Origin of the sequence: Marinomonas foliarum, assembly GCF_003337275.1 — a bacterium.
Lineage (GTDB): Bacteria > Pseudomonadota > Gammaproteobacteria > Pseudomonadales > Marinomonadaceae > Marinomonas > Marinomonas foliarum.
In genome coordinates this window covers 69,286-94,122 of record NZ_QPJQ01000013.1, presented here as the reverse complement: position 1 = coordinate 94,122, position 24,837 = coordinate 69,286, and the positions used below count along the sequence as shown (strand labels likewise).

Annotated in this window: 22 protein-coding genes; 16 read left to right on the top strand and 6 right to left on the bottom strand. The window is 44.4% G+C overall.

What is annotated here, in order from left to right; translation table 11 throughout:
• Nucleotides 1-140: 140 nt before the first annotated feature.
• A complete protein-coding gene (locus tag DFP77_RS08955) occupies nt 141-1,454 on the bottom strand; it encodes a DNA recombination protein RmuC (RefSeq protein ID WP_114411941.1) in 1,314 nt (437 codons plus the stop codon).
• An 86-nt stretch (nt 1,455-1,540) separates the two neighbouring features.
• On the opposite strand from DFP77_RS08955, the gene DFP77_RS08950 reads away from it, so the two are divergent.
• The 3 genes from DFP77_RS08950 to DFP77_RS08940 are packed head-to-tail and all read left to right on the top strand — an operon-like array spanning nt 1,541 to nt 5,646.
• Entirely contained in the window at nt 1,541-2,158 is a 618-nt protein-coding gene (locus DFP77_RS08950; protein WP_114411940.1) for a YigZ family protein, read from the top strand.
• Between the two features lie 2 nt (nt 2,159-2,160).
• Nucleotides 2,161-4,989, top strand: a complete 2,829-nt coding sequence (rapA, locus tag DFP77_RS08945) for an RNA polymerase-associated protein RapA (protein WP_114411939.1) — start codon at nt 2,161-2,163, stop codon at nt 4,987-4,989.
• Between the two features lie 6 nt (nt 4,990-4,995).
• The gene (locus tag DFP77_RS08940) at nt 4,996-5,646 is read left to right on the top strand and encodes an RluA family pseudouridine synthase (protein ID WP_258861104.1); all 651 of its coding nucleotides are present in this window, start codon (nt 4,996-4,998) and stop codon (nt 5,644-5,646) included.
• 503 nt (nt 5,647-6,149) lie between these two features.
• Here the strand turns inward: DFP77_RS08940 and DFP77_RS08935 are convergent.
• The 4 genes from DFP77_RS08935 to DFP77_RS08920 form a co-directional block, all read right to left on the bottom strand.
• A complete protein-coding gene (locus tag DFP77_RS08935; RefSeq protein ID WP_258861103.1) occupies nt 6,150-6,632 on the bottom strand; it encodes a GNAT family N-acetyltransferase in 483 nt (160 codons plus the stop codon).
• 602 nt (nt 6,633-7,234) lie between these two features.
• Nucleotides 7,235-7,738, bottom strand: a complete 504-nt coding sequence (locus DFP77_RS08930) for a GNAT family N-acetyltransferase (protein WP_258861102.1) — start codon at nt 7,736-7,738, stop codon at nt 7,235-7,237.
• 7 nt (nt 7,739-7,745) lie between these two features.
• On the bottom strand, nt 7,746-8,762 hold the full coding sequence (locus DFP77_RS08925; protein WP_114411938.1) for a DUF2333 family protein: 1,017 nt from the start codon (nt 8,760-8,762) through the stop codon (nt 7,746-7,748).
• Nucleotides 8,763-8,774: 12 nt separating this feature from the next.
• Nucleotides 8,775-9,611: a hypothetical protein gene (locus tag DFP77_RS08920; protein WP_114411937.1), complete on the bottom strand. Its 837-nt coding sequence runs from the start codon at nt 9,609-9,611 to the stop codon at nt 8,775-8,777.
• Nucleotides 9,612-9,695: 84 nt separating this feature from the next.
• Between DFP77_RS08920 and dsbD the strand changes: the two genes are divergently transcribed.
• The 9 genes from dsbD (at nt 9,696) to purD (ending at nt 20,467) form a co-directional block, all read left to right on the top strand.
• Nucleotides 9,696-11,537: a protein-disulfide reductase DsbD gene (gene dsbD, locus DFP77_RS08915; protein ID WP_114411936.1), complete on the top strand. Its 1,842-nt coding sequence runs from the start codon at nt 9,696-9,698 to the stop codon at nt 11,535-11,537.
• A 247-nt stretch (nt 11,538-11,784) separates the two neighbouring features.
• Nucleotides 11,785-12,228: an acetyl-CoA carboxylase biotin carboxyl carrier protein gene (gene accB, locus DFP77_RS08910; RefSeq protein WP_114411935.1), complete on the top strand. Its 444-nt coding sequence runs from the start codon at nt 11,785-11,787 to the stop codon at nt 12,226-12,228.
• 20 nt (nt 12,229-12,248) lie between these two features.
• Entirely contained in the window at nt 12,249-13,589 is a 1,341-nt protein-coding gene (gene accC, locus DFP77_RS08905; RefSeq protein WP_114411934.1) for an acetyl-CoA carboxylase biotin carboxylase subunit, read from the top strand.
• Nucleotides 13,590-13,706: 117 nt separating this feature from the next.
• Complete coding sequence (gene prmA, locus DFP77_RS08900) at nt 13,707-14,597, top strand: 50S ribosomal protein L11 methyltransferase (protein WP_114411933.1); 891 nt, start codon at nt 13,707-13,709, stop codon at nt 14,595-14,597.
• 38 nt (nt 14,598-14,635) lie between these two features.
• Nucleotides 14,636-15,904: a zinc-ribbon and DUF3426 domain-containing protein gene (locus DFP77_RS08895; protein WP_114411932.1), complete on the top strand. Its 1,269-nt coding sequence runs from the start codon at nt 14,636-14,638 to the stop codon at nt 15,902-15,904.
• Nucleotides 15,905-16,060: 156 nt separating this feature from the next.
• The gene (dusB, locus tag DFP77_RS08890; RefSeq protein ID WP_114411931.1) at nt 16,061-17,029 is read left to right on the top strand and encodes a tRNA dihydrouridine synthase DusB; all 969 of its coding nucleotides are present in this window, start codon (nt 16,061-16,063) and stop codon (nt 17,027-17,029) included.
• A gap of 120 nt (nt 17,030-17,149) precedes the next feature.
• The gene (fis, locus tag DFP77_RS08885) at nt 17,150-17,428 is read left to right on the top strand and encodes a DNA-binding transcriptional regulator Fis (protein ID WP_012070668.1); all 279 of its coding nucleotides are present in this window, start codon (nt 17,150-17,152) and stop codon (nt 17,426-17,428) included.
• An 87-nt stretch (nt 17,429-17,515) separates the two neighbouring features.
• On the top strand, nt 17,516-19,093 hold the full coding sequence (gene purH / locus DFP77_RS08880; RefSeq protein WP_114411930.1) for a bifunctional phosphoribosylaminoimidazolecarboxamide formyltransferase/IMP cyclohydrolase: 1,578 nt from the start codon (nt 17,516-17,518) through the stop codon (nt 19,091-19,093).
• Nucleotides 19,094-19,180: 87 nt separating this feature from the next.
• Entirely contained in the window at nt 19,181-20,467 is a 1,287-nt protein-coding gene (purD, locus tag DFP77_RS08875) for a phosphoribosylamine--glycine ligase (protein WP_114411929.1), read from the top strand.
• A gap of 88 nt (nt 20,468-20,555) precedes the next feature.
• Here the strand turns inward: purD and DFP77_RS08870 are convergent, their stop codons facing one another.
• Complete coding sequence (locus DFP77_RS08870; protein ID WP_114411928.1) at nt 20,556-20,810, bottom strand: hypothetical protein; 255 nt, start codon at nt 20,808-20,810, stop codon at nt 20,556-20,558.
• Between the two features lie 22 nt (nt 20,811-20,832).
• Here DFP77_RS08870 and DFP77_RS08865 point away from each other — a divergent pair, with 22 nt between their 5' ends.
• Genes DFP77_RS08865 through pdxH form a run of 4 tightly spaced genes read left to right on the top strand, consistent with a single transcriptional unit; the run spans nt 20,833 to nt 24,833 of the window.
• A complete protein-coding gene (locus DFP77_RS08865) occupies nt 20,833-23,157 on the top strand; it encodes a sensor histidine kinase (RefSeq protein ID WP_258861101.1) in 2,325 nt (774 codons plus the stop codon).
• Between the two features lie 43 nt (nt 23,158-23,200).
• The gene (locus tag DFP77_RS08860) at nt 23,201-23,542 is read left to right on the top strand and encodes a histidine triad nucleotide-binding protein (RefSeq protein ID WP_114411927.1); all 342 of its coding nucleotides are present in this window, start codon (nt 23,201-23,203) and stop codon (nt 23,540-23,542) included.
• Nucleotides 23,543-23,556: 14 nt separating this feature from the next.
• Nucleotides 23,557-24,189, top strand: a complete 633-nt coding sequence (gene coq7, locus DFP77_RS08855) for a 2-polyprenyl-3-methyl-6-methoxy-1,4-benzoquinone monooxygenase (RefSeq protein WP_181858523.1) — start codon at nt 23,557-23,559, stop codon at nt 24,187-24,189.
• A gap of 2 nt (nt 24,190-24,191) precedes the next feature.
• A complete protein-coding gene (gene pdxH, locus DFP77_RS08850) occupies nt 24,192-24,833 on the top strand; it encodes a pyridoxamine 5'-phosphate oxidase (protein WP_114411926.1) in 642 nt (213 codons plus the stop codon).
• Nucleotides 24,834-24,837: the final 4 nt, after the last annotated feature.

Genomic DNA, 24,837 nt, shown 5'->3' with positions numbered 1-24,837 from the left:
CAAATATGTTTTGGTGTTGTTAAGAATCAAACAGAATATCAGCCTCAAGTTAGTTAAATAAAAACTTGAGGCTGATTAGGAGAGATGGTATCTACAATTTACGCAAAAAACAACGAGCGATGAAACACGAAAAAATTCAATTACTCATTAGGTTCATCGGTAAAAACATCGTCGTTGAGATACTCCACTGGCAAGGCCTTGCTCGTCTTCGCCCCCATCAATTTGAGTTTCTCTGCTCTAGCGACCAGATTTCCTCGCCCTGCGGTTAGCTTTTTCAACGCTGATTCGTGAGTACGACTCACCGCATCTAATTTACTACCTATGTCATCCATATCTTGCACAAAGCCTGAAAACTTGTCGTACATGGCACCGGCCTGACGAGCGATTTCAATGGCATTTTGACTCTGTTTTTCGTTACGCCAAATATTTTGAATGGTACGTAATGTAGCTAATAAATTGGACGGTCCGACGATAATAATATTGTGCTCAAAGGCTTCGCTGAACAAACCATTGTCGCCCTGTAACGCCAAACCAAACGCCGCCTCAATAGGGATAAACAACAACACAAAATCCAGTGACGTCACACCCGGCAGATCATGGTAATTTTTGGCGCTTAACTCTTTCATATGGCGTCGTACCGCATCCAAATGCTGTTTTAACGCTCGATTTCGATCTTCATCAGTTTCCGCTTCCATATAAGCCAAATAACTGATCAGCACCATTTTAGAATCAACAATGATCTGCTTACCTTCAGGAAGATGAATCACCACGTCTGGCTGCAGACGTCGACCTTCCGATGTTTGATAAGACGCTTGTGTCTCATACTCACGACCCTTTTCTAGCCCAGAACGCTCTAAAATACGCTCAAGAATCACCTCACCCCAACCACCTTGCAGCTTGTTTTGACCTTTTAAAGCATGGGTTAAGCTCACTGCATCATCACTAATTTTCTGATTCAGTAACTGCAAACCTTTAATCTCTTTCACCAAAGAAAACCGTTCACGGGCTTCTTCTTGATAGCTCTTCTCTACACTTTCCTGAAACTTTTGGATCTGCGAGCCAAGCGGCGTTAGTAAAGAACCTAACTGACGTTCATTCTCTTTCGCCAATTGTTGCCCCTGCTGACTCATAATCTCATGAGCCATTTGTTTAAATTCCGTTTCATTTTGCTTTTTTTGCTCGCGATAAAACGCTTCTTTTTCTTGCCAAACATTTTGTGCCGCAGCGAATTGTTGCTCCAAAGTCAGCGACTCTTTTTCCAAATAATGGATCTGATCTTTCGATTGCTCTAAAAGACGCTGTAATTCCTCATTTTGTTGCTGCATTTTTTCTTGTGTGTGCTGCCACTGGCGGCGCATAGCCTGTACAATACCGATAGCAATGCCAGACAGTAGAATCGCGCCGATACAAAAGCCCGATAACACCCAAACTGATTGCGAAAGCCAATCTGTCATATAAATTTAAACTCGCTATTTTAAATGTCTGTTTTAATACGATATTGGCGCGCAAAGCCGTCGCAATAAGGTTTCGATAAGTTTACATGGATTACTACCTAAGCCCAACACACACGCAACGCTTTGATCTAGAAATAAAAAATAGCCAGTTCATCACCACCGTTTGCCGTACTAACGGCCGTGATGCAGCAAAGGCTTTTATCGAAGAAATGCGCCAGCGTTACCCTGATGCAAACCATCATTGTTGGGCTTTTATTGCAGGTATGCCAAACAATGCGCATTTATGGGATCAAAGTGATGATGGCGAGCCGAAAGGCACGGCAGGTAAACCCATGTTAAATGTGTTACAACATTCCGATTTTGGGGAAACTACCGTCGTCGTGACGCGCTTTTTTGGTGGTATAAAACTCGGTGCTGGCGGCTTAGTCAGAGCCTATAGCCAAGCCGTACAAGAAGCCCTGTCGCAAACAGAATATGAAAATGTGTACCCACGCAGCCCCGTTCAGCTAAAAATCGCCTACCCTTTATTGGGAAAGGTTGAATATTGGCTAGAACAGAGCGATATAGAAATAACCAATAAAACATACAGCGACAATATCGTTATTGATCTTGCTGTTATTGAACGTACTTGGCCTGAACATAAAACCGCATTGACGGATTTATGCCAAGGTAGCTTAACTTTAATTGAACCGGACAACGCATAACTATGTACCAAACTGGACAAAGATGGAGTAGCCGCAACGAGCCTGATCTCGGCGTAGGCATGATAGTAGACACACAAAACAAGTCTTTTACCCTGCACTTCCCGGATGCGGAAGCGGATCGTCAATACTCAAATGACCAGACCAGTCTTGTTCGACGCACACTAACCGTCGGTGACCAACTTCATTTCCAAGACGAAACCTACACGGTATTGGAAGTAGAAGAAATTGACGACCTGATCGAATATCGTATCAACGACGACGATGATTGGTTAGAAGAATCCATCATTCAATTTCCACGTAACGACAAGAACGAGCTTGATTCTTTATTGGCACTGTCGCCCGCTCGTCGCATGTGGTTCGACCTACGTCGCCATACACTTGAACACCAAGCAGCCAATGCAGCATCGCCAGTACGCGGCTTAATGGGCTTGAAAGCAGAACTTCTGCCACACCAGATTTACCTTGCTCACGACATAGCCAATCGTCCAAAAGCACGTGCACTTTTGTGTGACGAAGTTGGGATGGGTAAAACCTTAGAAGCAGGTTTGATCTTGCATCAGCGCCTACTCAACGGACTCTGTAAGCGCGTACTTATTCTGACACCAACCAACTTGCAACATCAGTGGTTAGTTGAGATGTTACGCCGCTTCCATCAGCCTTTCTCACTGATCAACGAATCTGTCTACGAAGACTTCATGGAAGGCGACGACAATCCTTTTGAGCAGCAGCCATTCGTAATTTCACCAATCGAGTGGGCAAGCCAGCACCCGAAAGCGACCCAACACATGTTAGACGCTGAATGGGACATGGTTATTGTTGACGAAGCACATCACCTCGCTTGGCACCCAGAAACACCGAGCATTGGCTACCAAGTGGTTGCTCGTTTAGCCGCACAAACAGAGTCTCTATTGCTATTGAGTGCAACGCCAGAACAAACGGGCGAGCGTGAACATTTCTCTCGCCTACAGCTTTTAGATGCCGATCATTACCATGACTTCGACCACTACCTAGCTCAGCAAAGAGAATTTAAAAAAGCCGCTGAACTGGCTGAATCTTTATTGCCATTTAGCCAAGAAAACAGCTCACCTGAAGCATTGGACTGGAAAGCGGCATTTGGCTCGTACCTCGCTGAAGTGAGCGCCAAAGACTGGTTCCAAGATCTAACCACCAAATCTGGCGCAGAACAAACCGCTGCCGCGAAAGAAGCCATTAGCTGGTTGATTGACCGTCACGGAACAGGCCGTGAAATGTTCCGTAATACACGGGCGGCTGTGGGTGGTTTCCCTGATCGTTACCTTCATTCTTACCCATTAGAAAACAATGAACACTTCGAATCTGCCAATCGTCACATACAACCAGAAACCGAAGTATCCGATGGCTTGTGGGAAAAAGACCCTCGCTGGGTTTGGCTTAAGGAATTCCTAGAATGCCAAGCGGACAAAGTCCTAGTAATTTGTCACAGTGCAGACATGGCACAGTGGCTAAATGACCAACTGACTTTTGCTGGTTTCCAAAGCGCCGATTTCCATGAGCAAATGCCACTTATCCACCGAGATCGTGCAGCGGCTTATTTCGCAGACGAAGACGGTGCGCAAATTTTGGTATGTTCTGAAATCGGCAGTGAAGGCCGTAACTTCCAGTTCAGCCATCACATCGTCATGTACGACCTGCCTGAGCACCCTGATTTACTAGAACAGCGCATTGGTCGCCTTGATCGTCTAGGGCAACTAAACGACGTACAAATCCACGTGCCATACATCAAACAAAGTGTACAAGAGCGCTTGTTCCACTGGTATCACCACGCCCTAAATGCCTTCTGCCGCACTACCGGTTCTGGTGACAAAGTTGAAGAAGCTTTTGGTGACAGCTTACACGCTTACCTTCATGGTCAAGATGATGACACTGATCTTCTTAAAGAAGCCAACATATATCACGAAGCGCTGCTAAAACAGATGGAAGAAGGCCGTAATCGCCTGCTAGAAATGAGCTCATGCCGTCCAGAACAAGCCCGTGCGTTAATCGATCAGATTAACAACCAAGCAACAAAAGGCCTGCACCATTATATCGAGCAAGTCACTCACGCCTTTAACATCTATGCAGACTGCATGAATGATGACTCTGATCGTGCAGCTTGGTTCTTGCGCCCTTCTACCGACATGATGCTAGAAGCCCTGCCAGGCATTGAGGAAGAAGGTAAAATGCTCATGCTTGATCGCCGTCAAGCCAGCCAACGTGAAGACGTGGCGTTCGCAACTTGGGAACACCCACTTATAACAATGCTTATGGACGAAGTCCAAGGCTTTGACTCTGGCAAGCTGACTTCGGCTATCTTACCAATCGCAGCATTGCCTGAAGGCACGGTATTGGTAGAAAGTATGTTCGTCATCGAAGCGACCGCTCACCCGCGTTTGAAATTGGCGCAATCTCTGCCAATGACACCAATGTGGCAATTGTCTGACTCCAATGGCAAATTCCTCCATCAGCAATTTACTGCCGATAAATGGGCAGAAAAACTGAAAGGCGTGCCAAACCGAGTCGCGGAACAATGGGTTGCTGCATTGCGAAAGAACCTTATTGAAGTTCTTCAGGCGCACCAGTTAAATGCTCAAGACCAAGCGCGTCCGATCGTTCACGCAGCGAAAACGTCATACCAACATCGCTGTCAGAATGAAATCGAACGTCTAGTGGAGTTAAAAGCCTTCAACACCACCATTCGTGACGAAGACATTGAACGCCTTGAAACCAACATGCAGGAAGGTTTGACTCGTATCGACGAACACCAAATCCGCTTGGATGCGATTCGTATTATCTTAACGACGAAACCGGAATAACATCCTGTGCAGGATGCCGTGCCGAGTTTAGAACTATCTCGCTTAGAGATATTGTACGAAGACGAATGGTTTGCAGTCATAAACAAACCTGCTAACTGCTTATCTGTGCCTGGTCGCGGCCCAGATAAGCTTGACTCTATCTTGCATAGAGCAGAATGTTTATTTGGCGAAGCCTTTGCTATCCACCGCTTGGACGAAGCCACCTCAGGCTTAATACTCGTGGCGAAAACCCACGAATGTCAAAAGCGCATGTATGCGCATTTTCGTGAGAGAGAAGTCAAAAAAGAATACCGCGCCTTGCTGCGCGGTCATCTTTTGGGTGAGAAAGGCGAAGTGCGGAAACCGCTGCGCTGTGACTGGCCCAATCGACCCAGACAAATCATCTGTACAGACGAATGGAGCAAAGACTCCATCACCTACTGGGAAAAAATGGCCTACGAAGACAACACTACCCGTGTTCGACTCGTACCCTTTACTGGTCGTTCTCACCAACTTCGCGTCCACATGCAAAGCCTAGGACATTCAATAATAGGCGATGAATTCTATGACCCAGCATTTCAGAACGACCCTAGATTGTTACTGCACGCCTATCGGCTAGAGTTTCGGCACCCGTTTACCAACGCCTGGGTGGCGTTCGTCGCGGCCTGTCCTTTTTAACTTGCAAAACCTTCTTTATTCCCTCCCCTTATGTCTTCCAAGGGGAGGGGTTATTTCTTTGTTTTTTTAAAGTATATTTGCTTCCTCTCAATGGCTTTTAGCTGGGAGCTTTTTTCCGCTCTACTGAGCGGATAACTTTTTGCTAGCGCCCAAAAAGTAACCAAAAATTCGCTTTATCGAGCTATCACCCAAACGTCTCATCCATTTTGTTTGTTATTGGATTCAGCAAGACGATTTACATCGTAAGGCATAGATTGTTGCTCATGCTTTTAGAAAGGATATTTTTAACTGACTCTGAAACACCATAAAGTCGCGCAACTTCGTCGCGTCGAACTGACTTCATGGTGAATTCAATAATGGAACCCAAAGAACGTAGGTCTGATGAGACGAGGAACGAGGCGTGATCTGACGATGAAAGCGGAGCTTTCACTTTGTAGGGCGTGGGCTCAAGTACTTTAGACTTGTAACGCCCAAATCACGCGCTTGTCGCGTGCATTGAATTGTTAAACCGTTCGTTGTTGTGAAGTGTCGCCACAAAATTCGAGAGTCAACCTGAGCATATCTTTGTGCTGAACTCCATCTTCAACTATTGGTTCTGGATAGTTCCTCAAAAAGAAGCCCTTATCAATGCGGGCAACCCTGAATCCCTGCCGTTGATAGAAGGTCAGTTGGTAACCGAAGGTGCCAGTTCCGACCTCTAGACCCCTTGCACCTGACTCTTTTACTTTGTCGATAACATTTCTCAGAAGTCGCGTTCCAATTCCGCTCTGTTGGTTCGATGGTGAAACGGCAATATTCATTAACTCTACCATTCCTCCTTCGATCGGCTTGAGGACACAAGATCCGACTACAACATCGTTGGCATATGCGACGAAACACCTAGACTGATTCAGGTACTCTTTGACCGCATCTTCAGAAGGATCTGCCAAAAGAAGGAGGTCCATTGGTGCCTCTGAAGGCGGCACTTCATCTATTTGCAACGACATGTACGCCTCGGAACTCGATATTGGGTTTAACATTTTGTTAATGCGCATGCGCGTTTACACATTTCAAAAACCTTCTTAATATCTGTATAAGTCTTTGACCATAAAGCCATTAATAGAGATATTAACAAAAGCTAAAACTGGAAAAACGAGCATTCGTGTTATTCCTTTTATCCACAGCGCGTTATTTCTGCTCAGTGGATCCTTATTCATTGATATTAGGAGACTTTCTTCCTTATCGCCAGCACAAAACGCGCACAACTGGTTTATTTAAAATGGCTAAACGCGCAAAAATGCGTTTATTTCAAAAATAGACTGATATACCGTCATAATGAGCTGATTGTCGGCCTAAAGGCGCGATCTACATGTGAAAGCTTCGCTTTCAACGGCGCTCTTATATTACAGAAAGCGGTCGTGCCTCCCTCATCTCGCCCTACAAAAATCGGCATCACACATAACGCCAGTTCGACGCGACGAAGTTGCGCGACTTTATGGCGTTTAAGCAACGGAAAAAGATTGCGAATACAAAGCGTTTGAATGGAATCCAAAGCAGAGAATAACCCCACCCTAACCCTTTGGAAGACATAAGGGGAGAGAATAAGAAACTAAAACTCTCTTCCAAGAATAAGCACGTCTTCTTTGACCTGTTCGCTCTGGGCAATATTGGGAAGCAGTCCCCATTGCTCAAACCCTTGGCGTTTGAAGAAGCTTTGGCTTTCTATATTACTGGCGTAGATGTAGGCAACGAGGTGTGTAAAGCCAAGCTCTGTTCGTTGAGTTTCTAGGTACTGGATAAGCTGTGTTCCGACGCCTTTACCCTGCTCTTCAGGGTGGACATAGAGGCTAATTTCGCTAGCGGCATCAAATGCTGGAAGTCCGTAGAAGGGTTCGAGGGAGCACCAGGCGATAACCTTGCCTTGCTCTTCGAGCACCAGCATGGGATGAGTGTCAGTGATGCTTTCAATCCAATCCATGACATCGATTAGATTGATGTGTTGTTTCCTGCGCCCCTTGATGGCAAATGGATCACAATGTTGGAAGATGCTTAATATGACAGGGGCATCGTCTAAGTTTGCTAAACGAATGCCGCTGCAGGTGTTCTTTGACACGAAAGGGTTAGCCTTGCTCAAGCAAACGACGCAAGTCGATGATGGCTGTATTGGCACGAGATACGTAGGACGCCATAACCAATGAATGGTTTGCAAGTACGCCGAAGCCGCTGCCATTTAGGATGAACGGAGACCAAATACTGGCTTGAGTGGCTTCTAGCTCACGAATGATCTGACGTAAGCTTACCAGCGCATTCTTATCTTGCAGTACGAAGACAAAGTCCACTTCAATCGCACGAAGTATATGAATAAGTGCCCAACTTGTGCCACGAGCTTCATAAAATACATCGTCGACTTTTGACCAAGGTGTACGTACGTAGCGGCTATTTTCTTCAGACTCTAATTGTGGCTTATCATCAATCACGCTAGCAGATAAGCGCTGAGACAAGCTACCAAGGCGAGTACTAACATCCGATAACCAATCAGCAAGGTTGTCTGCACGCGCATAGAATTGCGCTTTGTTGTTGCTTGGTCCTGCTAAGCGGTCTAAATATTCCATTAATTCTTTATTACCGCGGCGGTATTCACTTTCACTAGAAGGCAGTGCCCAGCTTCTGGTATCAAAGTTAAATTGCGGTTCGGCGATTTTTAAGTTTACGTCTTCTGTTGACTGAGACTGTGAACGGCTGAACTCTTTACGGAATGCACGTGCCAAGTCACGAGACTGTACTAATGCACCAAATTCCCATGCAGGCATGTTGTCCATAAAGACACCCGGCGGCATGATATCGTTACTGATAAAACCACCTGGTTTATCCAGCAAGGTTTCGATAATGCTGTGTAAAGTGCTGGCTGTGGTATACCCAGTCACTAGCTTTTTACTGTTGTTTAAATAGCCTTGCGCTGCGGCTTTTTCTTTGGCTGCTGCGACCACATCAAATTGATCCGGTTCGCTACTCCAATACATACCTAAAATACTCAACAGTATTGCAACAACCACGAGGACAGCCGCTATGATTTTTCCCATGCCTGAAAAGTTGATAATGGACGTTAAGCTCTTAAACTTATTCGTTAACCACGACATTATTGACCTACCTTAATCTTGTTGTAATTCAACCATGTAATCTGCACGATGATAAGTCATCGCACGTACACGAAATTCTGTTACTCGACTGTTAATAATCTGATAAATCAATCGCGCTTCTTTGTCATTTGGCCAGTAAATAGCAAGCGGCCGATCTGCTTGCGCCACTTTATCTATAATAGGCTGAATGTGAGAGATTATCTCGTCTTCTGTCATACTAAAAAGAGTTTTTGGCAATAAATACTGCCCTTCGGTCAGCGGTTTTGGCGCTTCTTTTGATAACGGCTGGCTAGATTGCTTTTTACTCACCTTCGCCACTTGAGCGCGTCTTTTTTGTAAGTCGCTAATACGTGAAGTCATTTCTTCTATGGCAGGGTCTTCAGGGTTTACCGACTTAGCTGAATCAATATAACGCGAGGATCTTGCGTACTCGCGGCGCAGCGCAGACTCCCAAGCCCATTGCGTATACACATCTACAATGGTGGAGATACCTAGTATTGCACGGTAGTTGCCTGGATCTCGGCCAAGTACCGCCTGAAAATAAAGATTGGCGTTGTCCTCTACAGGCGTCAGCAAACGTTCAGCAGCTAAGGCACCTTCACCTTTTTCAATCAAGTGCTGTGTCAGCTGTTCAGATGTAGTTAATGTTTTTTCTACACTCTGCGCCGGCGACGAGGTGGTAACAACATCCTGAACTGTGCTTTTATCGTCAACACCAGCAGATACGGCTACTACATTATCTTGCTTTTTTTCGGGAATTGGTGGCTTTTCAGCTGATGTTTTAACATTTTGCTGGCAACCTGTCATGAAAAGCACAAGAATGAGAATTAAGATACGATTTTTACTCAATGTTTCCCCTTGAGATTGGCAACGTAAAGACTGATTGGTAGTCTACACCTCACCTTTACCTTAGTGAAATTAGATTGTAAATTTATGCGCCTATTTGCTTTTTTGCTCTTACTGACTTTCCACAGCGTTACTCAGGCTTTTACATTTGGGGCAACGTCTGCTTTTTCAAAGCCCACTTTTCTACCCGTCGACCAAGCGTTCCAATTATCTGTTTCACAGCCAAAAGATGGAAAATTCATAGCGAACTGGCAAGTTAATGACGGTTACTATTTATATCAAGAACAGTTTAACTTGTCTGGTCAACACGCGGATAAACTGCACTTTTCCCCTTTTCCCTCAGGTGAAGCAAAACACGACGCTTATTATGGTGACGTAATCGTTTACCGAGATCAATTTACTCTGCCTATTTATTACGACATTACACTAGCTGAAGGAACACAGATTAACGCAGTTTTATCGTATCAGGGCTGTGCAGATAAAGGCTTATGTTACGCACCGCAAAACATGCCAATTCAATTCACTGTACCGGCAATTAGCACTGAATATGCTGCACTTTCCAATGATAAATCGACTAACAGCAAAACAATTAACGACAAGAAACCCAACAGCAAGACTACCGCCAATCAACCAACTCTTTCTGATGCAAAATCTATTAGCCAATTATTCGGATCAAACAATACTTGGACAACGCTACTAGCGGTTTTCGTGTTGGGATTACTCTTATCTTTCACGCCTTGTGTACTGCCTATGGTTCCCATTGTCAGCGCCATCGTGATTGGTACACGTAATTCGAAGTTGGGCGCTTTTTACTACAGCTTGATTTATGTGCTGGCGATGGCGCTAACTTATGCTGCTATTGGTGGATTGGTTGGCATTTTCGGTCTTCAGTTCAACATACAGGCTCAATTACAAAACCCTATTCTATTAATGTCTAGCGCTATTGTTTTTGCCTTACTGGCTCTGGCCATGTTTGGTGTTTACGAAATCCGCTTACCCAGCGCATGGCAGCAACACCTTCAAATGTCAGGACAAAAAACATCATCGGTATGGAAATCAACCGCGAGCATTTTTCTAGCAGGGGTGTTGGCCACCTTAATTGTTTCCCCTTGCGTTTCAGCACCACTGGCAGGCGCTTTGCTTTACATAAGCAGCCAAGGCGATGCTTGGTATGGCGCGATAATGCTATTTGTTATGGCGCTTGGCATGGGCATACCCTTACTATTAGTTGGCTTGTTTGGCCCTAAAGCCTTACCTAAAAGCGGCGAATGGCTTCAAGATATCAAAGTAATGATGGGCTTTGGCTTGCTTGCCATCTCGATTTGGTTAGTGACTCGCTGGCTGCCAACATACAGCCACTTATATCTCTGGGCTTTTCTGGCACTCGGCATAAGTGGTTATTTCATTCACCGTGCGCATCTCTTAGCATCTCATCCGGTGCGTTGGTTCTTGGCATTAGTTTTATTCGTTGTGGGCTGTATTGAATTCATTGGCGGGGCTACTGGTAGTCATTCGCCTTTACAGCCCTTGAAAAAGCTCGTCACCACCTCCACCGATTCAAAAGAAGTGAAATTATTTGACGCAACCATTACAAGTTTGGAAGAACTTAATAGCATTGTCGCCAATCAAGACACTCGACCAATTGTATTAGACCTTTACGCTGACTGGTGTATTAGCTGTAGAGTGCTAGAGGATATGTTTGCCTCGCCTGATATTGCACCTAGGCTCAATAATATTCAATTAGTACGAGTCGACGTTACTGCGAATTCAGAGGACAACAAAACCTTGATGAAAAAGTTTAATTTATATGGGCCGCCCTCATTGGTTTTCTTAGACCCTCAAGGAAACGAACGTAAAGCATTAACCATAATGGGAGAACCGTCAAAGTCTTCGTTAATCAACCGCTTAGATGCTATTTTGCAACCATAAACAAAAGAACACAGACGCAAGGTTTACTATAGATTAAAAACCATACACCACAAACAATTTTTGGTTTTTTTGCCGCATAACTGGACAATATCAAGCTTTTTACCGATAATTTCGCGTTACAAGCTTTTACATTACATATTTTTATAAAAGCCCTGTTTGCTGGACAAGGCAAGCAATACACAAATTTATAATAATCAGTGGGTCACACAATCACTGAACCATTAATTTCAGACAGAAGAGAGTAACCATGGACATTCGTAAAATCAAAAAACTAATCGAGCTTTTGGAAGAATCAAACGTCTACGAGATTGAAATTAAAGAAGGCGAAGAAGCTGTACGTATTAGTCGTGGTGGTGCTCCTGTACAAGCACCTATGATGGCCGCTCCAATGATGTCAGCACCTGCTGCCCCAGCTGCCGCTCCTACTGCAGCACCTGAAGCACCTGCTGCTATCGCAGGTCACACTGTAAACTCTCCAATGGTCGGCACTTACTACAAGTCTTCTGCACCAGGTGCTAAGCCTTTCATCGAAGTAGGCCAAAAAGTTAACGTTGGCGATACTATCTGTATCGTTGAAGCAATGAAAATGATGAACCAAATTGAAGCAGATAAGTCTGGTACAATTGGCGCGATCCTTGTTGAAGACGGCGAGCCAGTTGAATTCGACCAGCCTCTTATTACTATCATTTAATCCAACGCAAAGGTTTCATCATGCTCGATAAGGTATTGATTGCTAACCGAGGCGAAATCGCGCTACGTATTTTACGTGCGTGTAAAGAACTCGGTATCAAAACCGTTGCGGTTCACTCTAAGATTGACCGTGACTTATTACATGTGCGCCTTGCAGACGAATCTATCTGCATTGGGCCAAATCCATCAGCTCAGAGCTATTTAAATATTCCAGCTATCATCAGCGCTGCGGAATTAACAGATACCTCAGCTATTCACCCAGGCTACGGTTTCCTTGCAGAAAATGCGGATTTCGCAGAGCAAGTAGAGCGCTCTGGTTTTGCCTTCATCGGCCCTAAAGCTGAAACCATCCGCCTAATGGGTGACAAAGTTTCAGCAATTAAAGCGATGAAAGAAGCCGGTGTACCAACGGTTCCAGGCTCAAACGGTCCAGTACCTTCTGATCCTGAAGAGTGTATCCGTATTGCTAATGAGATCGGCTTTCCGGTTATCGTAAAAGCCGCCGCTGGTGGTGGTGGTCGTGGTATGCGCGTTGTTCACAACGAAGGCAGCCTACTAAAATCTATCAGTATCACGCAATCTGAAGCAGGTTCTTACTTCGGTGACAGCACGGTTTACATGGAAAAATTCCTTCAAAACCCACGCCACGTCGAAGTACAAGTATTGGCTGACGGACAAGGTAATGCAATCCACCTTTACGATCGCGATTGCTCATTGCAACGTCGCCATCAAAAAGTATTGGAAGAAGCGCCAGCACCAATGCTAAACGAAGAATCTCGCCAAGCTTGTCTAAAAGCGTGTGTTGATGCTTGTATCAAGATCAACTATCGCGGTGCAGGTACGTTCGAATTCTTGTACGAAGACGGTAACTTCTACTTCATCGAAATGAACACGCGCGTTCAAGTAGAGCACCCTGTTACTGAAATGGTAACAGGTGTAGACATCGTTAAAGAGCAACTTCGTATTGCTAGCGGCTTGCCTCTGTCTTTGAAACAAGAAGACATTAAGTTAAACGGCCACGCAGTTGAGTCTCGTATTAACGCAGAAGACTCTAAAACCTTCATGCCTTGCCCAGGTAAAGTGGAATATTTCCATGCACCAGGCGGCATGGGTGTTCGTGTCGACTCTCATTTGTACAGCGGCTACTCGGTACCGCCAACGTATGACTCCATGATCGCTAAAATCATTTGTCATGCACCGGATCGTACTGCTGCACTAAAACGCCTTTCTGGCGCTCTAGATGAAACATTCATCGATGGTATTAAAACCAACATTGAGCTTCAAAAAGACCTAGTCAATGATGCTAACTTCATTGCTGGTGGCGTTAATATCCATTATTTGGAGAAAAAACTCGGTCTATAAAGACTGCAGTTTTGTCCCTAGTGGTCACTAAATCACTAGGGACAATCATTTTCCTCTCGCCTCTCGCCCCAAGCTTCGTTATTCTATTCCTGTTTGTTTATTGTTGGACTCCACTTTATGCCTTGGCTTCAAATTTGTATCCATACCACGCCCGATCATGTCCCAGCCTTTGAAGACACTCTTCTTGACTGCGGCGCTTTGGTTGTCACCTTTGAAGACGTTCACGATGATCCGGTTTACGAACCTGACCTGAACACAACACCGCTTTGGAAAAACACAAAAGTCACAGGCTTATTTGAAGCCGATGCAGACATAGAACATATTCGTCCCGCTATTGAACATAAAGCCACTTCTATCGATGAATCCGATATCGATATGAAAATAGAGATACTTGAAGACAAAGACTGGGAACGTGAATGGATGGACAGCTATCACCCGATCCAATTTGGCGAACGTCTTTGGGTTTGCCCTAGCTGGAGAGAAGTCCCAGATCCAAAAGCGGTAACACTAATGCTGGACCCAGGCTTAGCATTTGGTACAGGCACACACCCTACAACGGCGTTGTGCTTGCAATGGCTAGACAGCATCGATTGCCAAGACAAAACCATTATCGACTATGGCTGCGGCTCAGGTATCTTAGGTATTGCAGGTTTATTGCTTGGCGCTACCAACATGGTAGGAATTGACATAGATCCACAAGCCGTTCAAGCAACTGAAGCCAATGCAGAACGCAACAAGATTGATCCAAGTAGAATTGAAGTCAAACTGCCACCATATGAATCTGACTTACAAGCGGATATCGTTGTAGCAAATATTTTAGCAGGCCCACTGGCTCACCTTGCTCCAACTATTTCAGCACTGGTTAAAAAGAATGGGCGATTAGCATTGTCCGGTATTCTTGCAAACCAAGCTCAGGAAGTCATTGAAGCTTATCAAGAATGGTTTACGATTGACGACATTACCGAAAAGGAAGAATGGGTTCGTATTGTGGCAACAAAACACGCATAACACCCATTTAGTAACGCTTAAACAGGAAAATACACCTCATGGCCAATAGCTTTATCACTCGATGCCCAAAATGTTCTACTGCATTTCGTGTTAGCGACGAGGTATTAAGCATGGCCAAGGGGAAAGTACGATGTGGGCAATGCTTCCATATTTTCGACGCGGGCAATATTCTTAAGCAACCTGAGAGAACGCAAAAGCGCGAAGTCAGCCAAGAAAACAAAGCACCAATTAAAGAAACAGCGCTAGCAGAAAACTTAGCTCAATCAGACTTATCACCTCCGCCATTAGCGCCACGCGATCAAAGCAACACTAATCCAAACCAAGAGCAATTCACTCCCGCTGATGAGATCGTCAATCCAGATTGGCTACACACTCTATTTGATGATGAAGACCTCTACCCTCTTGGCCATAAAAAAGAGCCATCTCAAAAAGAGAAAGAGTCAGAAAGCAATTCAACTTCTAAAAAAACAGCCGCAGAGGCCAACACCACTAAAGAAGCACCACCAAAGGCAGATGATCCTGCACCATGGGAAGTTGAATTAGCAGAAGTTGAAGCAGCACTTAAGTCGACATCTCATACTGTTGAAACAAAAAAGCCTACACCGAAAAGCACCACAACTTCAGCCAAAGCAGAAACAGCAGAGCCACATATAGAACCTGATTACATGGTCGCACTGCACTCGCTAGCCCAATCTGCTGCCGAACAAACACGACCGTCTGATATCAAGAACAAACATTCTATATTAGAACAACTGTCTGCCCAACAAAGTTTGGCACCACTACTGGGGGAGTCAGAAGAAACCTCTCGCAAGAAGAAATCTCACCCTTGGCTATGGTTTTTCGCTACCTTGTTTGGAGCAGCACTGTTGACCGCTCAAATTGCCATGCACTTTTTTGATGAAGGCAGCCGCTCATCTAATTTCAGATCTCTTTACCGAACCTTATGCTCATACTCTGGCTGCGTACTACCAGGTTTTGAAGACATCAGCGCTATCACCATCCAACACGTCAGAATACAAAGTCATCCCACTATTCCAAACACCTTGCTGGTTAACGCCATAATTACAAACACCAGTGATTTTTCACAACCTATGCCTAAAATTGCTTTGGAGTTTTTCGATTTAAACGGCCAGCCCGTTGCAGCAAGACTCTTTGCGCCAAGCGATTATTTACACAAAGACTTCCTTGATATCACCTATATGCCACCAAATACTCCTATACACCTAGTCATTCCGATCCAAGACCCAGGCGCTCGCGCTGTCACTCATCAGCTTAGATCCTTCTCTGCAGACACTCGCTCTTACTAGTTTTGCGTTGATTTACTACTAAGCTAAAAAAAAGAACAAAAAATAGTCAGTTTTTATGCTGTCAAGACTTCAAAAATGACGATTGCCTAGGTATTATTCACGCCCGCTCGACACTGTCGACGATCTTTAACATTCAATCCAGTATTCAGGAACATCATGGCATTTGCTATTGGCCCATATTGCGTTGACAAACCTGTCATTCTTGCCCCTATGGCTGGAGTAACGGATTTGCCTTTTCGCCGCCTTTGCCATGACCAAGGTGCAGGTTTGGTCGTATCAGAAATGGTTACTTCTGATGTTCGCCTGTGGAACTCGACTAAAAGCCGCCATCGTCTAATACACGACGCAGAAGTCTCACCAAGATCCGTTCAGATCGCAGGTGGTGATCCCGCAATGATGGCCGAAGCCGCTCAGCAAAATGTTGAACTTGGCGCTCAAATTATTGATATCAATATGGGTTGCCCTGCGAAAAAAGTGTGCAATAAAGCCGCTGGCTCTGCATTACTAAAAGATGAAACCTTGGTTCGTGAAATACTGGAATCAGTTGTAAATAGTGTTTCTGTTCCAGTTACTCTAAAAATTCGTACTGGATGGAGTCTCGATCAGAAAAACGGTCTTGCTATAGCAAAAATGGCTGAAGATATTGGTATTCAAGCATTAGCAATTCATGGACGAACACGGGAATGCAAATTCCAAGGACAAGTTGAATACGACACAATTGCAGAAATCAAACATCATTTGACTATTCCTATTTTTGCCAATGGGGATATCAAAGACGCGCAGTCTGCAAAATTTGTGAAAGATTACACCCAAGCGGACGGTATTATGATTGGCCGAGCCGCTCAAGGAAGACCATGGATTTTTCGCGAAATAAACCATTATTTACAAACAAATGAATTGTTAACACCTCCATCTTTATCTGAGGTGAGGCAGCTTGTTATTAACCACGTAAGCGCTTTACACCAGTTTTACGGTGACTATTTAGGCGTGCGTATTGCTCGCAAACACGTTGGTTGGTACTTGCAAACGTTAGCGGATAAAACACAATTTCGCAGCTTGTTTAATCGTATTGATAATACGCAAGAACAGCTTGATAAATTGGAAGAGTTCTTTGTTTGCCAATAGGCAAACGAACCTTACACATTAATGTCATGATCATCAGAAACGAAGAGTTAGATCACTCTTCTCTATAATGATCAACACACATTAATACATGGTTAGCTTTAAAAAATAGAAGGTCATTCTGTGGTAGAACAAACTCATACACATACGTTTCAAGCCGCTTCTTCAGAGCAGTCACAAACCCTACGTGACAATGTTGAAAAAGCCCTACAAAACTATTTCGCCCATCTTGATGGGCAGCCAATAACAGACTTATATCAGTTAGTCTTAGCCGAGGTTGAGGCGCCTTTGCTAGAGTCTGTCATGAGCTACACAAAGGATAACCAAACAAAAGCATCCACCATCCTTGGGTTAAACCGAGGTACACTTCGCAAGAAGTTAAAGCAATACGGCATGCTATAAGCACAAAGAAAAAAGGGCGAATTCGCCCTTTTTTTCGTCTTATCTTCCCCTTGTTTATTTAGTGTTAAATTAACCGCGAGAACCATGATGGCAAATCAAAATACAGTAACTCCAATCAAACGAGCGTTGATCAGTGTTTCCGACAAAGCAGGCATTGTCGATTTTGCACGCGAATTAGCCGCTCAAGGCGTTGAAATTCTTTCAACCGGTGGTACTTACCGTCTTTTATTGGACAACAACGTTAAAGCGACAGAAGTGTCTGACTACACAGGCTTCCCTGAAATGATGGATGGCCGTGTGAAAACCCTACACCCTAAAGTACACGGCGGCATTCTTGGTCGTCGTGACATCGACGGCGCCATCATGAAAGAACACGGCATCGAAGAAATCGACATGGTGGTCGTTAACCTTTACCCATTCGAAGCAACGATCGAACGCCCTGATTGCAACCTACCAATGGCGATCGAAAACATCGACATCGGTGGTCCAACTATGGTTCGCTCTGCTGCAAAAAACCACAAAGACGTTGCTATCGTAGTTTCTCCATCTAGCTACGAAGGCATTTTGGCCTCCCTTAAAGCCGATGGCGGTTTAACGTTTGATCAGCGCTTTGACCTTGCTGTTCAAGCCTTCGAACACACATCACACTACGATGGTGCCATTGCTAACTTCCTAGGCAAAAAAGTAGCAGGCGGCAGCGAAGATTTCGCTCGCACCTTTAACCTACAATTCAACAAACAAGAAGAAATGCGCTACGGTGAAAACCCTCATCAAAAAGCCGCCTTCTACGTTGAAGCCAATCCTAAAGAAGCTTCTATTAGCACAGCAAAACAGATTCAAGGTAAAGCGCTGTCTTATAACAACATCGCGGATACCAATGCGGCTCTTGAGTGCGTTAAAAGCTTCGACAAGCCTGCTTGTGTTATCGTTAAACACGCGAACCCTTGTGGCGTTGCAACAGCAGCCACTCAATTTGAAGCTTACGATCTAGCCTTCCAAACAGACCCAACATCAGCCTTTGGCGGCATTATTGCATTCAACCAAGAACTTGATGCAAAAACAGCACAGACTATTGTTGATCGCCAATTCGTTGAAGTTATTATCGCGCCAAGCGTCAGTAAAGAAGCGTCTGACATTGTGGCGACTAAGCAAAATGTTCGCCTACTTGAGTGTGGCCAATGGTCAAAAGATAAGCCTGCTGCACTAGATTACAAACGTGTTAACGGCGGCTTGTTGGTTCAAGACCGTGACGATGGCAACATCACTTTAGCTGATTTGAAAGTGGTTTCTAAGCGCCAACCTAGCGAAGCTGAGTTAAAAGATCTATTGTTTGCTTGGAAAGTGGCTAAATTCGTTAAATCTAATGCTATTGTTTACGCGAAAGCAGAACAGACAATTGGTGTAGGTGCAGGCCAAATGAGCCGCGTTTACAGCGCGAAAATCGCTGGAATTAAAGCCGCTGATGAAAGCTTAGAAGTGGTTGGCTCTGTTATGGCATCTGATGCATTCTTCCCATTCCGTGATGGTATTGATGCTGCTGCTCAAGCTGGCATTACAGCCGTTATTCAGCCTGGCGGCTCTATGCGTGATGAAGAAGTCATTGCTGCAGCTGACGAAGCTGGCATGGCGATGGTCTTCACTGGTATGCGTCATTTCCGTCATTAATAAACCGTGGTTTATTAGGCCAACGTTTTATTAGTTTGTTGTCAGAGGCTTTTCCGGCCTCTGACTCGCAATACAAAGGATTAGATAATGAAAGTTCTTATTATTGGTAACGGCGGTCGTGAACATGCTCTAGCATGGAAAACTGCAGAATCCAGCCAAGTAGAAAAAGTGTTCGTTGCTCCTGGTAATGCCGGCTCAGCAACTGAAAAAAAAGTTGAAAACGTTAACATCGGCGTAACCGACATTGCTGATCTTGTTGCTTTCGCAAAAGCTGAAAATATCGACTTGACGATAGTTGGCCCAGAGGCACCATTGGTTATTGGTGTAGTGGACGAGTTTGAAAAAGAAGGTTTGGCTATCTTCGGCCCGACAGCGGCCGCAGCACAACTAGAAGGCTCTAAAGCCTTCACTAAAGATTTCCTAGCTCGCCACAATATACCAACAGCGGCTTACGGCAACTTCACTGAAATCGAACCAGCTGTTGCTTACATCAAACAGCAAGGCGCTCCGATTGTAGTCAAAGCTGACGGCTTAGCAGCAGGCAAAGGCGTTATCTTGGCACAAACCGAAGCCGAAGCGATCGAAGCTGTTGAAGATATGCTTCAAGGAAATTCTTTTGGCGATGCGGGTAGCCGCGTTGTTATAGAAGAATTCCTAGTTGGCGAAGAAGCCAGCTTTATTTGCATGGTAGACGGTGAAACCGTTTTACCAATGGCCACCAGCCAAGATCACAAAGCACGTGATAATGGCGACCAAGGCCCGAATACTGGCGGCATGGGAGCTTATTCTCCGGCTCCAGTTGTTACACCCGAAATTCATGATCGCATTATGAACGAAGTCATTATGCCAACTGTAAAAGGCATGAACGCTGAAGGCAACCGTTACCGTGGTTTCTTGTACGCAGGCGTAATGATCGCACCAGATGGCACACCAAAAACACTTGAATACAACTGTCGTTTTGGTGATCCAGAAACACAACCTATCATGATGCGCTTACGCTCTGACTTGGCACAAATGTGTTTGGCTGCAGTAAATGGCAAATTAGATACCGTTGAAGCTGATTGGGACCCTCGTGCAAGTTTAGGCGTTGTTCTGGCGGCTGGTGGCTATCCTGCCGATTATCCGAAAGGTGATGTAATCTCTGGTTTAGATGCTGTACTTCCTGAAGGACAAAAAGTCTTTCAAGCTGGCACGGCACTAAAAGACGGTCAGACAGTCACTAATGGCGGTCGCGTACTTTGCGCTGTTGCTCTAGGCGATACGGTTGCACAAGCACAAGCTGCCGCATACGACGTTGTAAACACACTCTCTTGGGAAAAAGTTTACTTCCGTACTGACATTGGCCATCGCGCTATTGCTCGCGAACAAAAGTAATCTTCCAAACTACAGATAATTGAATACTAAAAAGGCCTCTATTGAGGCCTTTTTTTCATCTTTAATTAAGAACTGTAAAAAACCAACTTTATTTTTGTTTAAGCTGGCTCTCTTTCTTATTTAGCCACGCTTTGAATAAACGGCCGAGCTCTAAAACCAACAAGCCGAAAATAACACCAGCGACCCAGTCTAACCCTAGAACAAAGCCTAAAGCAGCAATCATTCCATAGCCGTAGAACAAGTTCGTTCGCAAGGTTGGCGTTGCTCGTCGGGCAAACCAAGTAACCCCCAACAGTAGCAAACTAAACCAAACATAATATTCCACCAACATTGGATATAGCATTCAATCCCCTATCTAGTTAATAATGATAGCCTTTATTGAATCTGCTCAGGCCAGCATTTTGCTTAATCGATTAATTTTACTATTTATACTCAGCATCTCCAACACTGTATGGGGCGTTAATTCCATCGCTATCATCGATGATAGCCATGACGTCTCGAACATCAGCCAAACTGGCTCATATTTTATCGATAAGAACAAAGCTCTCTCTCTTGATGACATTTCATCCGATGAATACGCCAAGCAATTCCGTCCGATTAATAGCGATTACTTTCAGCTTGGAATGGTGGAAGGAAACGTATGGATTCGTACTGATGTGGCGATACGAACTATCGACAACACCCCAGTCTTATTAGAAATAAACTCCCCAAGACTTCAGTACCTAGACATTTATTTACCTACTTTACATAAAGGGCAAGTCCAAGTAGAAATTGGTGGTGCAAGACCCTACAACAACAGACAAGTGAAATCGCCACATTATATTTTCTCGATTCCAGCCAACCCGCCACCTGTCTTTACACTGTATCTTAAGCTCTCTTCCCATTTGCCTATCAATGCTGATATTGAGCTAAAAACCCTCTCCAGAATAAGCCAAGACACCCAGCAAGAGCTAACTATCACGGGTATTTTGATTGGTATCTTGTTTACCTTATTTGTGTGCAATATTTTCTTTTACATCAAGACATCTCATCCGATGTACTTGATTTATAGTTTCTTACTGGTCGGCATTGTGATTTTGCACCTTTCCATTCATGACCAGGTCGCGCAGTTTTTTCCCAATCAAAGCAATATTCAAGAGCGCTTATATAATCTATCGTCACTCGCCTGCTTATGCGCAATCGTATTTTTTTCCAGACTGTATCTGAACACCAAAGCGCACCTGCCTAACATTGATAAAATCCTAATCGCAGTCGGCTCTATTAACGGTATCTTTGCCATTATTTTTAGCCTGACACCCAATGTCTTAAATATCAAAGTGCTTTCTCTCATAGTTGTGAGCACACTAATACTATTAACGATACACGCTATCATTGCGTTTCTTAAGAATATTCCATTTTCTGGCTACTACTTAGCCGCGAGGCTAACTCTGCTCACAGGACATTTTCTATGGATCCTATCAGTTTATAGCATTATTCCAAGTGTCGTCTTATTTGAATGGGGATTAACCATCACCATCATTTTAGAAGCCATGATTCATTTCTCTGGCATGATCGTACAAACCTCGCCGCTGATCCAAAAGAACACGCTAAAAAGCCAATACAACCAAACCGAGGTTATGGATTTTCTATCAGATATTTCAAATCGCTTACGACGTCAAATAAACATTCTTGGTGGCGGGTTATCACACCTTGAACAAGTTACGACATCAAAAGAGGTCAAACCCTTTATAACAAGTAGCCAGACGGCCAATAATAACCTTAAAAACATTATTGAGCGCATCGACTTATTAAGCGATATAAAAGACAACACACCACCGGAGCAGCCTTATCCTCAACCACTTAACCAGCTAATAGATCGTATCTATAATAACCTTCAACGTTTAGACCAAGACAACACATTAATAGAGTTAAACACTCACAACACTGATCATGTTGAAGTACTTCAAAATGCTACGATATTACAACACCTGATCGAAAGCCTAGTCCAAGAATTCAAACACTTTACAGATCAAACCTTAACGTTGGATATCAGCCGCCACGAAAGCAACAGAGACGGTATTACGCAATTAGAAATCAGTTGCGGCCCTATCCCAAGCAGAATTCAGGCTTCTAGCAGCTTCGACCTTGGCATGCATTATATTTTGCTGCTTATTCGCTATTTAGATGGCGAGATGAAAACATTAGAAAGCGAACGCTGTATCAATATTAAGTTACCAATCAGTGTACATATTCGCCCAACAAATAATGACCTTGCACAACAACAGCACTTCAATATTATTTTGTTTGGTCAGCCTGATGAGGACCTACAAAAAGCACTGTCGATATTACAAAGTCATAGTAATCGAATTGAACATGTCTCAACTCTGGAAAACTTGCTAGAGCATTTAGAGTTACCTGAAAAAAGAAAATCCGGCTCCATCATTCTAGTGTTTGATAACGGCGGGCACATCCCCCACGTGACACAACAAAGACTGATGCCTTTAATGCGCATCGAAGATCAGTGCTTGCTGATTAGTAACAATGTTAAGATGTCGCTCGACTACACTAGAAAGCTAGGTTTTGATGGCCTCTTAACCTGCGCTGAACTAGACAGCCAACTTGAACAACAACTGTCTAAGTTAATTCAGAAGGGAGACCGACTAAAGAACACATCTTTGTCACGGATCAATCCTTTGCGCAAAACACCTTGAAGCAACATCAGCAACCTTGAATAATACTCACGAAGGAGATGATATGGACTGTTTATTTTGCAAAATAGTAAAAGGGGATATCCCAGCAACTGTGCTATTTGAAGACGATGAAGTCATCGCTTTTGAAGACATCATGCCTCAAGCGCCGACTCATTTTCTAGTCATCCCGAAACGCCATATTAGTACACTAAACGACCTAACTGATGCCGACGCACCAGTGGTTGGGAAACTGCAAATAACCGCTGCAAAAATAGCAAAACAAAAAGGTATCAGCGATGCAGGCTATCGAGTGGTCATGAACTGCAACGAAATGGGTGGACAAACCGTTTACCACATTCACATGCATGTACTCGGTGGACGCGCAATGACATGGCCTCCAGGTTAATAAGGGGAAATATAATGATCTCTTTTCTAGACAAAGCCGTATTACAGCTTGATCGCGCCTTACAGACGCTTGTGCCAAGTACGGCAAAGGCCCATCGACCTTCTCCAGCTGATACACTAGAAGAAGCCGAATTAGATAAAAGCGAACGCAAGCATTCATCTGGGCTAATGCGCATAAACCATACAGGCGAAGTATGCGCACAGGCACTCTATGCAGGGCAAGCCACTACGGCAAAACTTGCCAAGGTTCGCCAAGAAATGGAACACGCTGCTGACGAAGAAATCGACCACCTCGTTTGGTGTGAACAACGTCTTTATGACTTAGGCAGTAGACCAAGTATTTTGAACCCATTGTTCTATGGAGCATCGTTTATGATTGGCGCTGGTGCTGGCCTGATTAGCGACAAACTCAGCCTAGGGTTTGTTGCGGCGACAGAAGATCAAGTTTGCGCCCACCTTCAAAAACACATGGCAACCTTGCCAGTGCAAGATGAAAAAAGCATAGCGGTACTAACGCAAATGCACATAGATGAAGCAAAACACAAAGCCATGGCACTAGATGCTGGAGGTTATGAGTTCCCGCAACCAATTATGGCCATCATGACGCAAGTATCCAAAGTTATGACCACAACCACTTACCGGATTTAACCATGAACAGAGATCTGCATTCTATTCGTCGTGACTACCAATTCGACGACCTTTTGGAAGAACAGGCTGGTAATAACCCACTGAACTTGTTTGACGTTTGGCTAGAAAAAGCCATTGAATCCTGCCCTGATGACCCAACTGCGATGATATTAAGCACCGTTGGATTAGATGGTTGGCCACATTCTCGTGTAGTGTTATTAAAACAACGTAATGGCACAGGGTTTTCTTTCTTCACAAACTACGACAGTGAGAAAGCCCAGCAATTGGCGCAAAACAACAAAGCCAGTATGACCTTTTTTTGGCCTGCCCTATCTCGCCAAGTTCGTATAGAAGGCACTATAGAAAAAGTATCTCGAGAAACGTCAGAAACCTACTTTGCAAGTCGTCCACGAGGAAGCCAACTGGCAGCCAGAACGTCTAGACAAAGCGCTGTAATTGCTAGCCGTGACGTACTACAAAAAGCATTTGATGCAGAAGAACAAGCATTCAACGATCAAGAAGTTCCCTGCCCAGAAAACTGGGGCGGCTATGTGCTAAAGCCATGTTTCATTGAGTTCTGGCAAGGACGACCAAGCCGACTTCATGACCGTATTTGCTTCACGCAAACCGATAACGATTGGGTGATAACACGCAAAGCGCCATAACGTA

Coding starts and splice junctions, on each gene's coding strand:
- DFP77_RS08955 (WP_114411941.1), bottom strand. CDS start 1,454: ATGACAGATTGGCTTTCGCAATCAGTTTGGGTGTTATCGGGCTTTTGT.
- DFP77_RS08950 (WP_114411940.1), top strand. CDS start 1,541: ATGGATTACTACCTAAGCCCAACACACACGCAACGCTTTGATCTAGAA.
- rapA (WP_114411939.1), top strand. CDS start 2,161: ATGTACCAAACTGGACAAAGATGGAGTAGCCGCAACGAGCCTGATCTC.
- DFP77_RS08935 (WP_258861103.1), bottom strand. CDS start 6,632: ATGTCGTTGCAAATAGATGAAGTGCCGCCTTCAGAGGCACCAATGGAC.
- DFP77_RS08925 (WP_114411938.1), bottom strand. CDS start 8,762: ATGTCGTGGTTAACGAATAAGTTTAAGAGCTTAACGTCCATTATCAAC.
- dsbD (WP_114411936.1), top strand. CDS start 9,696: ATGCGCCTATTTGCTTTTTTGCTCTTACTGACTTTCCACAGCGTTACT.
- accB (WP_114411935.1), top strand. CDS start 11,785: ATGGACATTCGTAAAATCAAAAAACTAATCGAGCTTTTGGAAGAATCA.
- accC (WP_114411934.1), top strand. CDS start 12,249: ATGCTCGATAAGGTATTGATTGCTAACCGAGGCGAAATCGCGCTACGT.
- prmA (WP_114411933.1), top strand. CDS start 13,707: ATGCCTTGGCTTCAAATTTGTATCCATACCACGCCCGATCATGTCCCA.
- DFP77_RS08895 (WP_114411932.1), top strand. CDS start 14,636: ATGGCCAATAGCTTTATCACTCGATGCCCAAAATGTTCTACTGCATTT.
- dusB (WP_114411931.1), top strand. CDS start 16,061: ATGGCATTTGCTATTGGCCCATATTGCGTTGACAAACCTGTCATTCTT.
- purH (WP_114411930.1), top strand. CDS start 17,516: ATGGCAAATCAAAATACAGTAACTCCAATCAAACGAGCGTTGATCAGT.
- purD (WP_114411929.1), top strand. CDS start 19,181: ATGAAAGTTCTTATTATTGGTAACGGCGGTCGTGAACATGCTCTAGCA.
- DFP77_RS08870 (WP_114411928.1), bottom strand. CDS start 20,810: ATGCTATATCCAATGTTGGTGGAATATTATGTTTGGTTTAGTTTGCTA.
- DFP77_RS08865 (WP_258861101.1), top strand. CDS start 20,833: ATGATAGCCTTTATTGAATCTGCTCAGGCCAGCATTTTGCTTAATCGA.
- DFP77_RS08860 (WP_114411927.1), top strand. CDS start 23,201: ATGGACTGTTTATTTTGCAAAATAGTAAAAGGGGATATCCCAGCAACT.
- coq7 (WP_181858523.1), top strand. CDS start 23,557: ATGATCTCTTTTCTAGACAAAGCCGTATTACAGCTTGATCGCGCCTTA.
- pdxH (WP_114411926.1), top strand. CDS start 24,192: ATGAACAGAGATCTGCATTCTATTCGTCGTGACTACCAATTCGACGAC.